Origin of the sequence: Solirubrobacter deserti (assembly GCF_027587175.1) — a bacterium.
GTDB classification, from domain to species: Bacteria; Actinomycetota; Thermoleophilia; order Solirubrobacterales; family Solirubrobacteraceae; genus Solirubrobacter; species Solirubrobacter deserti.
In genome coordinates, this window is sequence record NZ_JAPCID010000013.1 from 111,451 (window position 1) to 124,399 (window position 12,949).

Here is a 12,949-nt window from a genome sequence, read left to right on the forward strand (position 1 = left end):
CTTGAGGAGATAGTGCTCTCTATCGGCAAGCTCGCGGCCGACCAGGCCAAGTACTACCTCGACCAAGCCGAGGCGCGCGTTGACGTCGTGCAGAGCGTCGGCGGCGGCATCGAGGACTACTACGTCGGACCGAGCGAGGCGCGGGGTCGATGGATCGGCGTGGCCGCGCACGAGCTCGAGCTCCGGGACGACGTCGGTGCCGACGCGCTGCGGCGGGTGCTGGACGGTCTCGACCCTCGGGACGGCACGGCGTTGCGAACGTCGACGAGCCGCGCAACCGTCGCCGGCTTCGATCTGACGTTCTCGGCGCCGAAGAGCGTCAGCGTCTTGTTTGGCGTTGGAGACGAGCAGACGCGTGCGCGCGTGCGTGAGGCTCACGACCTCGCGGTGCGCGAGGCGGTCGGCCACATGGAGAAGGCGGCTGCCGCCGTCAGGCGCGGGCACGGTGGCGTGATCGTCGAGGAGGCGTCGGGCCTCGTCGCTGCGGCGTTCCGCCACCGGACGTCTCGCGCCGGCGATCCGCAGCTGCACACGCATGTCCTGGTCGCGAACCTCGGCCGCGGGGTGGACGGGCGCTGGTCGGCGCTCGATGGCCGGCGGCTATACGCCGAGGCACGGACCGCCAGCTTCCTCTACCAAGCGGTTCTTCGCGGCGAGCTGACGCGCAGGCTCGGAGTCGAATGGACACCGGTGCGGCGCGGGATCGCCGAGGTGCTCGGCGTGCCGCGTGCAGTGCAGAAGGCTTTCAGTCGTCGGCGAGCGGAGATCGAGGCGGCGTTGGAGGAGCGCGGGACGTCCGGTGCTCGCGCGGCCGAGGCCGCGGCGCTCGCAACCCGCAGAGTCAAGGACCCGCGCGTCAACGCCGACATGCTCGTCGACGAGTGGCGATCTCGCGCTGCCGAGCTCGGCTTCGGGCGACAGGAGATCGAGCGGATCGTTGGTCGCGCGCGCGAGCGACGGGTCGGTGAAGAGGACTGGGCGCGCGCCGAGCGGCACCTGGCCGGGCCGAATGGGCTGACGCGTCGAACGGCGACGTTCGGGCGTGGGGACGTCCTGCAGCAGCTATGTGAGGCACTGCCGCGCGGCTCACGTGTGGACGCGCAAATGCTGGAGCGCCGCAGTGAGCAGTTCCTGGAGATGCACGCCGTTCCGCTACTTCCGGATGACGAGGCGCGAACGAGCGGCGAGGGGTTTCGGCGGCGCGATGGGCGGCTGATGCCGGCCGGGGCCGAGCGGTTGCGCTACTCGACGCCTGAGCACCTCGCGTTGGAGCGCCGCGTCGTCGAGGACGCGGTGCGCGCTCGCGAGATGGCGGTGGGCGTCGCGAGTGACGTGACCGTCGAGCGAGTGCTGGCCGCGCGGCCGACGCTTTCGAAGGAGCAGCGGCGCGTCATAGAGTCGCTGTGTCTCGATGGACACGGGGTGGCGGTCGTCGCTGGACGAGCGGGGACCGGGAAGACGTTCACGCTCGGCGTGGCGCGCGAAGCGTGGCACGCGGCCGGCCACCCGGTGCTTGGTGTCGCGATCGCTCGGCGAGCAGCCGACGAGCTGCGACAGGGCGCGGGGATCAGCAGCACGAGCATTGCGGCACTGCTTGGCGACCTCGAGAAGAGCGACCGGCTGCCGGAGCGATGCGTGCTGGTGGTCGACGAGGCGGGCATGGTGCCGACACGGGACCTGGCCGCGCTGCTCGAACACGTTCAGCGTGCGTCGGGCAAGCTCGTGCTTGTCGGCGACGATCGCCAGCTGCCGTCCATTGAGGCCGGCGGCGCATTCCGCGGGCTGATCCAGCGGGGATTGGCTGTGGAGCTCGGCGAAAACGTCCGCCAGGTGAACCGGTGGGAGCGCGAGGCGCTCGACCATCTGCGAGCCGGACGCGCCGAGGCCGCTCTCGGGCTCTACGGCGGCCACGGGGCGCTGACGGTCGAGCCGACGGCAGGCGACGCCCGCGAACGGCTCGTGCGCGACTGGATGGGGGCGAGTGGCGACAACGTGATGATCGCGCAGCGGCGCGCCGATGTTGCTGACCTGAACGCGCGCGCTCGCGTGCGGCTGCAGGAGGCAAGGCGAGTTGGTGGCGCCGAGCTGGACCTGGCCGGCGGTGCGTTCGCGGTCGGTGACCGGGTCGTCGTCAAGCGCAACGACCCGCGGCTCGGCGTGACGAACGGCCAGCGTGGGGAGGTGGTGGCGCTCGACGCGGCGAGCGACGCGCTGACGGTTGCATGCGGTGGCCGGCGAGTCGAGCTGGACCGGGAGTTCCTGACCTCGACGACTCGGGACGGAGAGCCGTCGCTGCTCCACGGCTACGCGATGACCGGGCATGTCGCGCAGGGCGCGACGGTCGATCACTGCTTCGTTCTGGCGAGTGAGGGCATGAGCCGTGAGTGGGCCTACGTCGCGCTGAGCCGCGGACGGAAGAGCAACCGGCTGTACGTCGCTGCTCAGCCGGACGACGCTCGCGCGGAGTTCGCGCCGGTCTCTCCAGAGCCGCGCGATCCCGTCGAGCGCCTCGTCGCGGCGCTCAGCGACAGCGAGGCGCCCGTGCTTGCGATCGACAGTAGGCGAACCGAGTCCAGCGAGGTGCGGGTCGCTGCCCAACGGGAGGCGGAAGCCCTGGCCCGAGAGCGTGTTGCGCTGCAACGTCGAGGGCGGCTGTGGTTGCCTGGGCGTCGTCGCGACCTGGACGACGCGCTGGCCAGGGAGGCCGCGGCGAAGGAACGTGCCGAAGCGGCGCGGCGGCGAGAAGCCGAGGCTTGGCACGGAGCGCGCCGTTTTGTGAGCGAGCAGGACCTCGAGGCGCAGCTGGCGCGCCAGCTCGACCGCGTGGCGGAATGCGCGAACGAACGGGTGCTGCAGCGCGAGCAAAGGTTCGGACGGGAGCTCTGACGACGATGCCGAAGACGCCGGCCCGACCGATCCAGCCCGTCCCGCGCTTCACGCTCACGCGTAAGGAAGCGGCCGCGTCGCTCGGAATGAGCCTCAACCACTTTGAGCGCCACGTGCAGCCGGAGCTGAAGGTCGCGCTCTCGGGCCAGCTCGTGCTCATCCCGGTGAGCGAGTTGGAGCGTTGGGTGCAGCGGCACGCTCGCCTCCTGGTCGAGGCGCCGCCGGTTCGCCTCGTCGGGACGGAACGGCCGAGTGGCCGTTGAGTCGTCGAGCTTCACGGTCAATGGCCCTCGGAGCGCCGCAGGTAGGCGTTGAGCCGGTCGGCGGCGTCGTCCTCGCCGGGCTGCGGGAGCAGCTTCACGTATCGGTTGACCATCTGGAGGTCGGCGTGGCCCATGTACTCCATCAGCTCCTTGATCGTGTAGCCGGCCGCCATGAGCAGCGAGGCGTAGGTGTGGCGGCACTCGTGGAGCGTTATCCGGTTGAGGCCCGCGGCGTCCCAGCGAGCCTCGACGCGGCTCGCGATCTTGCCGGACATGACCGAGACGGCCAGGACCTTGCCCTCACGCGGGCGGCCGCGTCGCTTCCACTCGGCTTCGAGGACGTCGCGCAGGTTGCTGCCGATCGGCGGCCGTCGCTGGGTCCCCGCCTCGCTCTTGGAGCGGCGGACGAGTACGCGGCGTGCGATGCCGTCCCCTTCAAGGACGTCGGGCCATTCGAGGCGGTCGATCTCCGACCGGCGCAGGCCGGCGTAGAAGGCGATGGCGTAGGGGACACGGTCCTCGGGCTCCAGGGCGGCAAGCAGTGCAGCGGCCTCGGGCGCGAGGGCGACCCGCAGGCGCGGCTTCTCGTCGTTCGGTGGCAGCTCGACGAGCCGCAGCGGGTTGCGAGACACCAACCGGCGCGAGGGCGCCGACGCCCAGGCGTAGATGTCCGACGCAACAGAGATGTGCTTGGCGATCGTCGAACGGGACAGACCCTTGCGGGCGAGCTTGTCGATCCATCGCTGCCAGTCGATCTCGGAGATCTCGGACGCGTGCATCGGTCCGAAGACCGGCAGCAGGTGGTACTTGAGCGACCGGCCCATGGCGAGGATCGTCGTTTCGGCATACGGCTTGCCCTTCCCGCGCCGCCGGCCGATGCGGCCCTGCTCGACGCCATCGAGCCACTGCGAGGCGAGTTCCTCGAACAGCGGCCCGCGGGCGGCGAGCTCCAGGAGTTGCTCCTTGTTGTCGCGCGCGGCGCTGAGCCACGCGAGCACTTCGGCTCGGTTCTTGACGACAGGGCGCTGCCACTCGGGCTTGCCCGTGAACGGGTTTCGCCGTCGACCGCGCCACGACGGGGTGCAGCGGCAGCGAGCCTTCGGGTCGTCGTACGCCGGGCAGCACTTCGAGTGCGCGACGTAGACGCCCGGCATTCTGGTCTTGCGCCAGTTCGCCATACCCCGACTAGCGCCGAGGCCCCGAAACTGGTCCCCCGGGGAACATGCTGGGGGTCACAAGGGGACCGTGCGAGGGGGTTTGCTGGGGCCCGCTGGGGGCGGGCGGAAGAAACGCCGCGACCGAGAAAGTCCTGCTAGGAGGCCAAATCTGGCCAGAAACGCTGATGCCGGAGGAGGGACTCGAACCCCCGACACGCGGATTATGATTCCGCTGCTCTAACCGACTGAGCTACTCCGGCGGGGAGGCGGAGGAGGGTAGCGCAACGCGCCGCGCCCTACCGTGCGGGCGAGTCGTGAGCGGAGAGAACATTGTCCTCGGCCTGATGTTCGTCTGGTTCCCCTTTGGACCACGGTCATGGCGGCCCGTTACACGAAGAGGTGGGTCAACGGCGAGAAGGTGCCGTTCGACCTGAGGGTCAACGGCGTCTCCCGACGCGAGCGGCCGCTCACGTCGAAGGAGCTGGGCGGCGTGACGATCGCGCTGTGGGTGTTCTCGCTGCTCCTGTGGAGCGGCCTCACCGCGCTGGTGCTGCTGGCTAAGCGCTCAGGCGCTGCGACCGGTGCGGCGGGAAGCGGCCAAACGGTCCAGGGCGTCGTGGCCAACGCACGCCAAGTCGAACGGCTTGCCCGCCTCGATCAAGAAATCCCACAGCTGCGGGCCGTGGTCGGCCGGCAACACGATCTCGAACGAGTCGCGGCCCTCGCGGATGATCAGGCCGGAAGGCGTGAGGTCGACCTCGTTCAAGAGCTCGGACGCGCGCGGGCCGACCAGGCCGATGACGGCGTAGGCGGCGGTGCGGATCTGCGCGGCCACGTCGCCGTAGTGCTCTAACACATCCGAGACCTCGGGCGAGGTCTCGGCTTCGCAGCGCACCAAAGCGCGGTCGGCGCCGATGAAGGACGCCCAGACCAGCGGGCCGAGCTCGGTCAGGGCGGTCTCGATGGCCACCGGGTCGCCGCGGAGCTCGAAGGTGTCGCGGTCGCTGCGGTCGGACATGCCGACGCTCGCCTGGCAGACGGCTTCTTCAGCTGCGGTCGAGCCGAACGAGGCCGGCACTCTGCGTCCGTGGCGCTCGACCACGATCGCGCCGTGGTTGCGGGCCACCGTCTCCAGCGGGCTCACCATCGTCCTTGCGACGATACCTGTCGGCGCGCCGGAACGCGGCAGCGGCGCCCGCGCAGGCGACGAAGCACGCCACGGCGCCCGCCCACAGACCCGCGCGCGGGCCCGCGACCTCGGCCAGCCAGCCGACCAGAGGCGCGCCGATCGGCGTCGACCCCAGGAACACGATCGAGTACAGCGCCATCACGCGCCCGCGCATGCCCGGCTCGACCGCGATCTGCAGCGCGCTGTTCACGCCCGCCGCGAAGGTCACCGACGCGGCGCCCAGCGGCACCAGCGCCAGCACCTGCAGCCACAAGGATGGAGCCAGCGCGGCCAGCGCCAGAAACACGCCGAACAGCCCCGAGGCGACCACGAGCAACCCGCCCGAGACGCGACCTCGCGCCCCCGCCGCCAACGCACCCGCCACCGAGCCGACGCCCATCGACGCCGTCAGCAGCGCATAGGTCGACGCCGAGCCCTGCCAGACGAAGTCGGCCAGCAGCGGCAGCAGGACCTGGAAGTTGAACGAGATCGTCCCGATCAGCGCCATCATCGCCAGCGGAATCAACAACTCGGGGGTCGAGCGCACGTACCGCAGCGCGGACCGTAGCTCGCCGCGCCGACGCTCCGCCGGCTTGGGGGTGTGCAACGCGCGCGCGTCCATGGTCCGCAGCGCCACGAACATCGCCACGAAGGAAAGGGCGTTCACCAAGAAGCACGGCGCGATGCCGACCAGCGCGATGATGATGCCGGCCAAGGCGGGTCCGAGGATTCGAGAGCAGTGGACGACGACCGAGTTCAGCGCCACCGCGTTCAGCACCCGGTCCTTGCCCACAATCTCGACCACGAACGACTGGCGCGCCGGATTGTCCAACGCCAGCACGGACCCGCGCACGAGCACCAGAGCCAGCACCATCCACGGCTCGGCGGCCCCGGTCAACGCCAGCACGAACAGCGTGAGCGCCGGCACGACCATCGACAGCTGCGTCACCGTCAGCAACGTCCGCTTGGACATCCGGTCCGCGAGCAACCCGCCCCACGCGCCGAACAGCAGGATCGGCAGGAACTGCAGCCCGGCCGTCAACCCGACCGACACACCGGACCCCGTCAGCTTCACCATCAGCCACATCTCGCCGACGATCTGCATCCAGTTGCCGGTGATCGAGATCACCTGGCCGGTGAAGTACCGGCGGTAGTTGGGGACCCGTAAAGACGAGAATGTACGTTCAATCGCAGCTGTCACGCGGCGAGCACCCGCTCCAGCACCTCGGCGGCGCGGTCCAGCGCCGCCAGGTCCTCGTCACTGAGCGTCTCCAACTGCCGCGCCAGGTACAGATCCTTGCGCTCGCGCACGGCCTCCAGCAGCGCCTCGCCGGCCGCGGTCGCCGAGACCAGTGAGGAGCGGCGGTCGGCGGGATCGGCGGTGCGCTCGATCAGCGCCCGCTCCTCGAGCAAGGCCAGCACGCGCGTGGCGGTCGGGCGCTGAATCCGCTCGCGCGCAGCGAGCTCGGACGGGGTAAGCGGTCCGTGACAGCTGATCGTCGCCAGCGCCGCGGTCTGGGTCGGCGTGAGATCCCCACCGGCCTCCTGGCGCATGCGCCGGGCGAGCCGTGCGATCACGGGCCGCAGGCGATGGGCGAGGTCGGTGGTGGAGTTGTTTTGCATCGCTAATTAGCCTAGCGAACGATCTGTGCCTGCCAGGATCTCGCACCGCCGTGCTGATCTCCGTCCCGAACGTCTCCGAAGGCCGCGATCAGCGCACCCTGCACCGCATCGCGGAGGCGTTCGAGCCCGTGTACTGGTCCAGCGACGCCGACCACCACCGCGCGGTGTTCACGCTCATCGACGAGCCAGGCCAATTGCATGGACGCGTGCTCGCGGGCGCGCGCGAGACGCTGCAACGGGTCGACCTCACGCACCATCACGGCGTCCACCCGCGCGTGGGGGCGTTGGACGTCGCGCCGATCGTCTATCTCGACCCTGCCGACAAGGGAGCGGCCTGCGCGGAGGCGCTCGTGCTGGCCGACGAGCTCGGCCAGCTCGGCCTGCCCGTCTTCCTCTACGGCGAACTGGGGAACGGCAGGACCCGCGCGCAGTTGAGGCGGCCCGGAGGCTTGAGCGGCGTGGCGCCCGACTTCGGGCCCCACGAGCTGCACCCGACCGCCGGCGCCACCCTCGTCGCCGCGCGCCCCCCGCTCGTCGCCTTCAACGTCGAGATCGACGCCCCACTGGACGTCGCCAAGCGGATCGCGGCCCACATACGGACCGAGCTCGACGTGCGCGCCCTGGGGCTCGCGCTGTCGAGCACGATCCAGGTCTCGACCAACATCGAGGACCACACCCGCACGACCATGGCGCAAGTGGTCGAAGCGGTCCGCGCGCACGCCCGCGTCACGGGCGCGGAGCTCGTCGCGCCCGCCCCGAGAGCGGCCTACGCGAACTTCCCCGAGGACGTCCCGCTCCGCGGCCCGAAACCGCTGGAAGATCATCTAACCTCGTAGGTTCCATGGCCCAGACGAAGCGCAAGAGGCGGACCAAGCACCGCGGCAACGCCGCCGGTTCGATCGAGGTGCGCGGCCGGACGGGCCGCAAGCCGACCGCGGCAGAGAGCAAGCAGTCCCTGCGCGACGAGGCGCGGCAGCGGCGGATGAGCAAGCCGCCGACCTGGAACAGCGCCGCGCTGAAGGCCGGCGCCATGGCGGTCCTGCTGTTCATCCTCACGCAGATCGGGATCCTGGGCGGGGACACGAGCCCGAGCCAGGGCATCATCCTCGCCGCGATGGCGATGCTGATCTACACGCCGCTCGCGTACATGACCGACCGCTGGGTCTACAACAAGAACCTGGCGCGCGCGGCCAAGCAGAAGCGCTGATGGAGGCCCGCTGGCTGACGGTCGGCCCGGTCCAGGAGAACACCTGGATCGCCCGCCAGGACGGCTCGGAGTCCTGCCTGCTGATCGACCCCGGTGATGAGCCGCAGACGCTGCTCAACGCGCTCGAAGAGCTCAACACGACGCCCGCGGCGATCCTCATCACCCACTGCCACTTCGACCACGTGGGTGCGGTCAAGGCCATGGCCGAGGCGACCAAGGCGCCGGTCTACTGCCCCGAGGGCGAGGTCTTCATCCTCGAGAACATCAACGACTTCGTGCGCTTCCCGGGCTTCGGGCCGTTTGAGTCCTATACGCCCGAGCACACCGTCAAGGACGGCGACACGCTCACGCTCGCCGGCTTCACGATCGACGTCATCGGCACGCCCGGCCACAGCCCGGACCATGTGACCTACTCGATCCCGCAGGAGAAGGCGATCTTCTCCGGCGACGTCCTCTTCCAAGGCTCGATCGGCCGCACCGACCTCCCGGGCTGCGACCACGACACCCTCATGCGCTCCATCCAGAAGCTGCTCGACACGCTGCCCGACGACACGGGCGTCCTCCCGGGCCACATGGACCCGACCACGCTCGGCCAAGAGCGCCGATCCAACCCGTTCCTGCGCGAGCTGGTGTGAGCAGGTTCCAGACGCCGCCGGGCACGAGCGACGTGCTCCCGGAGAAAGCCGCCGAGCGCGACCGGCTCGAGCAGACCGCCAAGAAGATCCTCGAGAAGGCCGGCTACGGCCGGATCGAGACGCCGACCTTCGAGTTCACCGAGCTGTTCGCGCGCGGGGTGGGCGAGGCGACGGACGTCGTCCAGAAGGAGATGTTCAACCTCGAGGCCGACAGCGGCACCAGCTACACGCTGCGCCCCGAGGGCACCGCGCCGGTCATGCGCGCCTACATGGAGCACGGCATGCACAAGCTGCCGCAGCCCGTGAAGCTCTGGTACCTCTCGTCCTACTTCCGCAACGAGACGCCGCAGGCGCACCGCTACCGGCAGTTCTCGCAGCTGGGGATCGAGGCCATCGGCTCGCCCGACCCGGCCGTCGATGCCGAGGTGATCCTGCTGCTGGCGGAGATCCTGGAGGCGATCGGCGTCCGCGACGTCACGCTCCTGCTCGCCTCACTCGGCCAGCCGGAATCCCGCGCCGAGTACCGCGAGGAGCTCGTCGCGTACCTGCGCGCGCACGAGGACCAGCTCAGCCGGGAGGTCGTCGACCGCATCGACCTCAACCCGCTGCGCGCGTTCGACAGCAAGGACCCCCGCACGCGCGAGGTGATGGCCAAGGCGCCGCGGCTGATCGATCGCCTCCCGCAGGAGGATCTGGACCACTTCGCCGAGGTGCAGGACCTGCTGCAGGCCGCCCACCTCGCCTACACGGTGGACACGACGCTCGTCCGCGGGCTGGACTACTACACGCGCACGCTGTTCGAGTTCCAGTCCGGCCAGCTCGGCGCCACGCAGAACGCGCTCGGCGGCGGCGGGCGCTACGACGGGCTGGCGCAGGCGCTGGGCGGCCCGCCCACGCCCGGCATCGGCTGGGCGGCCGGGGTGGAGCGGATGCTGTCGGCGTCCACGCAGCCGCCGCCGGTCGAGGCGCCGGTGGACCTGTTCGTCGCCTACCACCCGGAGCACAAGGTCGCGGCGTTCAAGCTCGCGTCGGATGCGCGCCGCGCGGGCCACAGCGCAAGACTCGAACTCGCCGGCCGCAGCGTGAAGGGCCAGCTCAAGCAGGCCTCGCGCGTCCGTCCCCGCTACGTTGCCATCTTCACCGACGAGGGCGTCGAGCTGCGCGATCGCGACGGCGGGGAGGACAAGCTCGTCGCGCCCGAAACCGTCATGCACCACATCCGAGGAACGCTTTGAGACCACCACGCGCCAACCTGTATCGCGACGCCTGGGCCGGAGAGCTCGACGCCGGGCGGGTGGATGAGCACGTGCGCGTGGCGGGCTGGGTGCACCGCCGCCGCGACCACGGCGGCGTGATCTTCATCGACCTGCGCGACCGGTCGGGGATCGTCCAGCTGACGTTCCATCCGGAGTCGCCGGCGTTCCCGCTGGCCGAGCGCCTGCGGCCCGAGCACGTGCTCACCGCGGCCGGCCAGATCGTCCGGCGCGAGGAGCGCAACGTCAACCCGAACCTCAAGACGGGCGAGATCGAGCTCGACGTCAAGGAGGCCGAGCACCTCGCGGAGTCGCTGACGCCGCCGTTCGCGATCGACGAGGACGGCCAGGTGGACGAGATGATCCGCCTGCGCCACCGGATGCTCGACCTGCGGCGCGAGAACATGCGCGACGCGATCGTCCTGCGCCACACTGTCAACCGGTCGATCCGCGACTTCCTCAACGCGAACGACTTCCTCGAGATCGAGACGCCGATCCTCACGCGCTCGACGCCCGAGGGCGCGCGCGACTTCCTCGTCCCGGCGCGCCTGAACCCGGGCGCGTTCTACGCGCTCCCGCAGTCCCCGCAGCTGTTCAAGCAGCTGCTGATGATGAGCGGCTACGAGCGCTATTACCAGATCGCCCGCTGCTTCCGCGACGAGGACCTGCGCGCCGACCGCCAGCCCGAGTTCACGCAGCTCGACCTCGAGATGGGCTTCGTCGAGGAGGAGGACGTCCTCGGCACGATCGAGGGCCTGCTGCAGCGCGTGTTCGAGAACGCCGGCTTCCCGGCCCCGCCGCCCCCGTGGCGCCGGATGCCCTACGACGAGGCGATGCTCAAGTACGGCTCCGACAAGCCGGACCTGCGCTTCGCACTCGAGATCTCGGACCTCGCCGACGCGGTCTCCGGCACCGAGTTCCGCGTCTTCAAGAGCGTGCTCGAGGGCGGCGGCGTCGTGCGCGGCTTCAACGCGGGCCCGCGAGAGGCCTCCCGCAAGATCGCCGACGAGCTGACCGAGGTCGTCAAGCGCTACGGCGCCGGCGGCCTCGTGTGGGCGGTCGTGGAGGAGGGCGGCACGTGGCGCTCGCCGGTCGCCAAGGCGCTCTCCGACGAGGACCGCGCGGCGATCGAGCAGGCGCTGGAGGCCAAGCCGGGCGACCTGCTGCTGATCGTCGCGGACACGCGCACGAACGTCGCCGCGACCGCGCTCGGCGAGCTGCGGCTGGAGATCGCGCGCCGCTACGACCTCATCCCCGAAGGCCGCCACGAGCTGCTGTGGGTGGTCGACTTCCCGATGTTCGAGTGGAACGAGGAGCAGAAGCGCTGGGACGCGCTCCATCACCCGTTCACGGCGCCGACCGGCTCCTTCGAGGACCCGGGCGCGCTGCGCTCGCGCGCGTACGACATCGTGCTCGACGGCTCGGAGATCGGCGGCGGGTCGATCCGTATCAACCGCCCCGAGGTCCAGCAGCAGGTGTTCACCGCGCTCGGCATCTCCGAGGAGGAGGCGGACGCGCGCTTCGGGTTCCTGCTGGACGCGCTCAAGTACGGCGCGCCGCCGCACGGCGGGCTCGCGCTCGGCATCGACCGGATCGTCGCGATCCTCGCGAACCGCGACTCCATCCGCGACGTGATCGCCTTCCCGAAGACGGCGTCCGGCTCGGATCCGCTGACCGGCGCGCCCGCGGGCGTGGACAGCGCGCAGCTGGCCGAAGTGGGCGTCAAGCTCACCGTCCCGCCTCCGGCCTAGACCCCATTCCACTCAACCTCCGATGGGGAGGTGCCGATGTGTGTGGATGTGAGCCAGATCTCCATGCCCATGCGCATCCTCCTCATCGGTGCCGTCGTGTTCCTTGCTGCCTGGTTCACGATCCTCAAGCCCGGTGGCGCCGAGGAAGAAGTCCCGCCCGTCCAGCCGGCCAACGCCGCGCCGGCCAACGCCGCCGCGACGCCCGCGGGAGCCACCGAGAACACGCCGGTCGCGGACGCCGCGATCCCGGCGGAGGTGCTCGCCAAGCTGCCGAAGGACGTCGCCGAGGCCATCTCGGAGCGCAAGACGCTGGTGCTGGGCGTGTTCGCCGAGGACGCCAAGGAGTGGCGCCCGATGGCCGATGACGACCGCTACGTCCGCAACGCGCTCGAGAAGACCAACCGCTACGACGGTGAGGTCTTCGCGAAGAACATCAGCGTCGCCGACCTCTCGACCTACGGCCCGCTGATCAACGGCCTCGGCGTGACGCAGTCGCCGTCGGTCGTCGTGATCGACCGCAACCTCAAGGGCACGCTGCTCACCGGCTACGTCGACCGGATCGCGATCAACCAGGCGATCGCCGACGCCCGCCGCGACAGCATCTATCCGGCGATCACGGACGAGTACCTGCGCGCGGCCAACGACATCTGCGAGCGCTTCACCGTCCGCTTCACGCGCTGGTCGCTGCCGACGGTTCGCGGCCACAAGGCGTGGAAGTCGTCCGGTCTGCGTCTGCTCAAGATCGGCAAGGCCCAGCGCCGTGCGATCGCCGAGCTGCCGGCCCCGGCCGAGTGGAAGGGCTTCAAGCGGCAGTGGCTCTCTGCGGTCGACATGGACCTCGACACGGGCACGCGCACCGTCAAGAAGGGCCTTGCCGGCGACATCGACGGCGCCTGGGCCGCGCTGCGCACGTTCGACGTCGACGCCTACCGCAAGCTCGACCGCCGCTTCGACGACATCGGCCTCACGGCCTGCGCCGACTACCGGCGGTCCTAGACTCAAGCGG

Annotated in this window: 12 protein-coding genes and 1 tRNA gene; 8 read left to right on the plus strand and 5 right to left on the minus strand. The window is 70.3% G+C overall.

Annotated elements, in window-relative coordinates; genetic code table 11:
- Positions 1 to 12: 12 nt before the first annotated feature.
- Positions 13 to 2,886, plus strand: coding sequence for a MobF family relaxase (mobF, locus tag OJ962_RS11340; RefSeq protein WP_202954175.1), 2,874 nt, complete (start codon positions 13 to 15; stop codon positions 2,884 to 2,886).
- Between the two features lie 5 nt (positions 2,887 to 2,891).
- Entirely contained in the window at positions 2,892 to 3,149 is a 258-nt protein-coding gene (locus OJ962_RS11345; protein ID WP_202954176.1) for a MerR family transcriptional regulator, read from the plus strand.
- 17 nt (positions 3,150 to 3,166) lie between these two features.
- Here the strand turns inward: OJ962_RS11345 and OJ962_RS11350 are convergent, their stop codons facing one another.
- The 5 genes from OJ962_RS11350 to OJ962_RS11370 form a co-directional block, all read right to left on the minus strand.
- The gene (locus OJ962_RS11350) at positions 3,167 to 4,327 is read right to left on the minus strand and encodes a tyrosine-type recombinase/integrase (RefSeq protein ID WP_270006347.1); all 1,161 of its coding nucleotides are present in this window, start codon (positions 4,325 to 4,327) and stop codon (positions 3,167 to 3,169) included.
- Between the two features lie 165 nt (positions 4,328 to 4,492).
- Positions 4,493 to 4,566, minus strand: a tRNA-Met gene (locus OJ962_RS11355).
- Between the two features lie 305 nt (positions 4,567 to 4,871).
- Complete coding sequence (locus OJ962_RS11360) at positions 4,872 to 5,453, minus strand: hypothetical protein (RefSeq protein ID WP_202954179.1); 582 nt, start codon at positions 5,451 to 5,453, stop codon at positions 4,872 to 4,874.
- Positions 5,353 to 6,675, minus strand: coding sequence for an MFS transporter (locus OJ962_RS11365; protein ID WP_202954180.1), 1,323 nt, complete (start codon positions 6,673 to 6,675; stop codon positions 5,353 to 5,355). Before OJ962_RS11365 ends, OJ962_RS11360 begins: the two co-directional genes overlap by 101 nt.
- Complete coding sequence (locus OJ962_RS11370) at positions 6,672 to 7,097, minus strand: MarR family transcriptional regulator (protein ID WP_202954181.1); 426 nt, start codon at positions 7,095 to 7,097, stop codon at positions 6,672 to 6,674. The genes OJ962_RS11365 and OJ962_RS11370 overlap by 4 nt, the downstream gene beginning before the upstream one ends.
- Before the next feature lie 50 nt (positions 7,098 to 7,147).
- On the opposite strand from OJ962_RS11370, the gene OJ962_RS11375 reads away from it, so the two are divergent.
- The 6 genes from OJ962_RS11375 (at position 7,148) to OJ962_RS11400 (ending at position 12,939) form a co-directional block, all read left to right on the plus strand.
- The gene (locus OJ962_RS11375) at positions 7,148 to 7,933 is read left to right on the plus strand and encodes a hypothetical protein (protein WP_202954182.1); all 786 of its coding nucleotides are present in this window, start codon (positions 7,148 to 7,150) and stop codon (positions 7,931 to 7,933) included.
- Between the two features lie 5 nt (positions 7,934 to 7,938).
- Entirely contained in the window at positions 7,939 to 8,304 is a 366-nt protein-coding gene (locus tag OJ962_RS11380) for a hypothetical protein (RefSeq protein ID WP_202954183.1), read from the plus strand.
- Positions 8,304 to 8,939 carry an MBL fold metallo-hydrolase gene (locus OJ962_RS11385; RefSeq protein ID WP_202954184.1) on the plus strand — a complete coding sequence of 212 codons (636 nt, stop codon included), beginning with the start codon at positions 8,304 to 8,306 and terminating at the stop codon, positions 8,937 to 8,939. Before OJ962_RS11380 ends, OJ962_RS11385 begins: the two co-directional genes overlap by 1 nt.
- Entirely contained in the window at positions 8,936 to 10,174 is a 1,239-nt protein-coding gene (hisS, locus tag OJ962_RS11390; RefSeq protein ID WP_202954185.1) for a histidine--tRNA ligase, read from the plus strand. The genes OJ962_RS11385 and hisS overlap by 4 nt, the downstream gene beginning before the upstream one ends.
- Positions 10,171 to 11,943 (plus strand): aspartate--tRNA ligase, encoded by a 1,773-nt coding sequence (gene aspS, locus OJ962_RS11395; RefSeq protein WP_202954186.1) that lies wholly within the window; start codon positions 10,171 to 10,173, stop codon positions 11,941 to 11,943. Before hisS ends, aspS begins: the two co-directional genes overlap by 4 nt.
- Positions 11,944 to 12,012: 69 nt before the next feature.
- Positions 12,013 to 12,939, plus strand: coding sequence for a hypothetical protein (locus OJ962_RS11400; protein ID WP_202954187.1), 927 nt, complete (start codon positions 12,013 to 12,015; stop codon positions 12,937 to 12,939).
- Positions 12,940 to 12,949 lie beyond the last annotated feature (10 nt).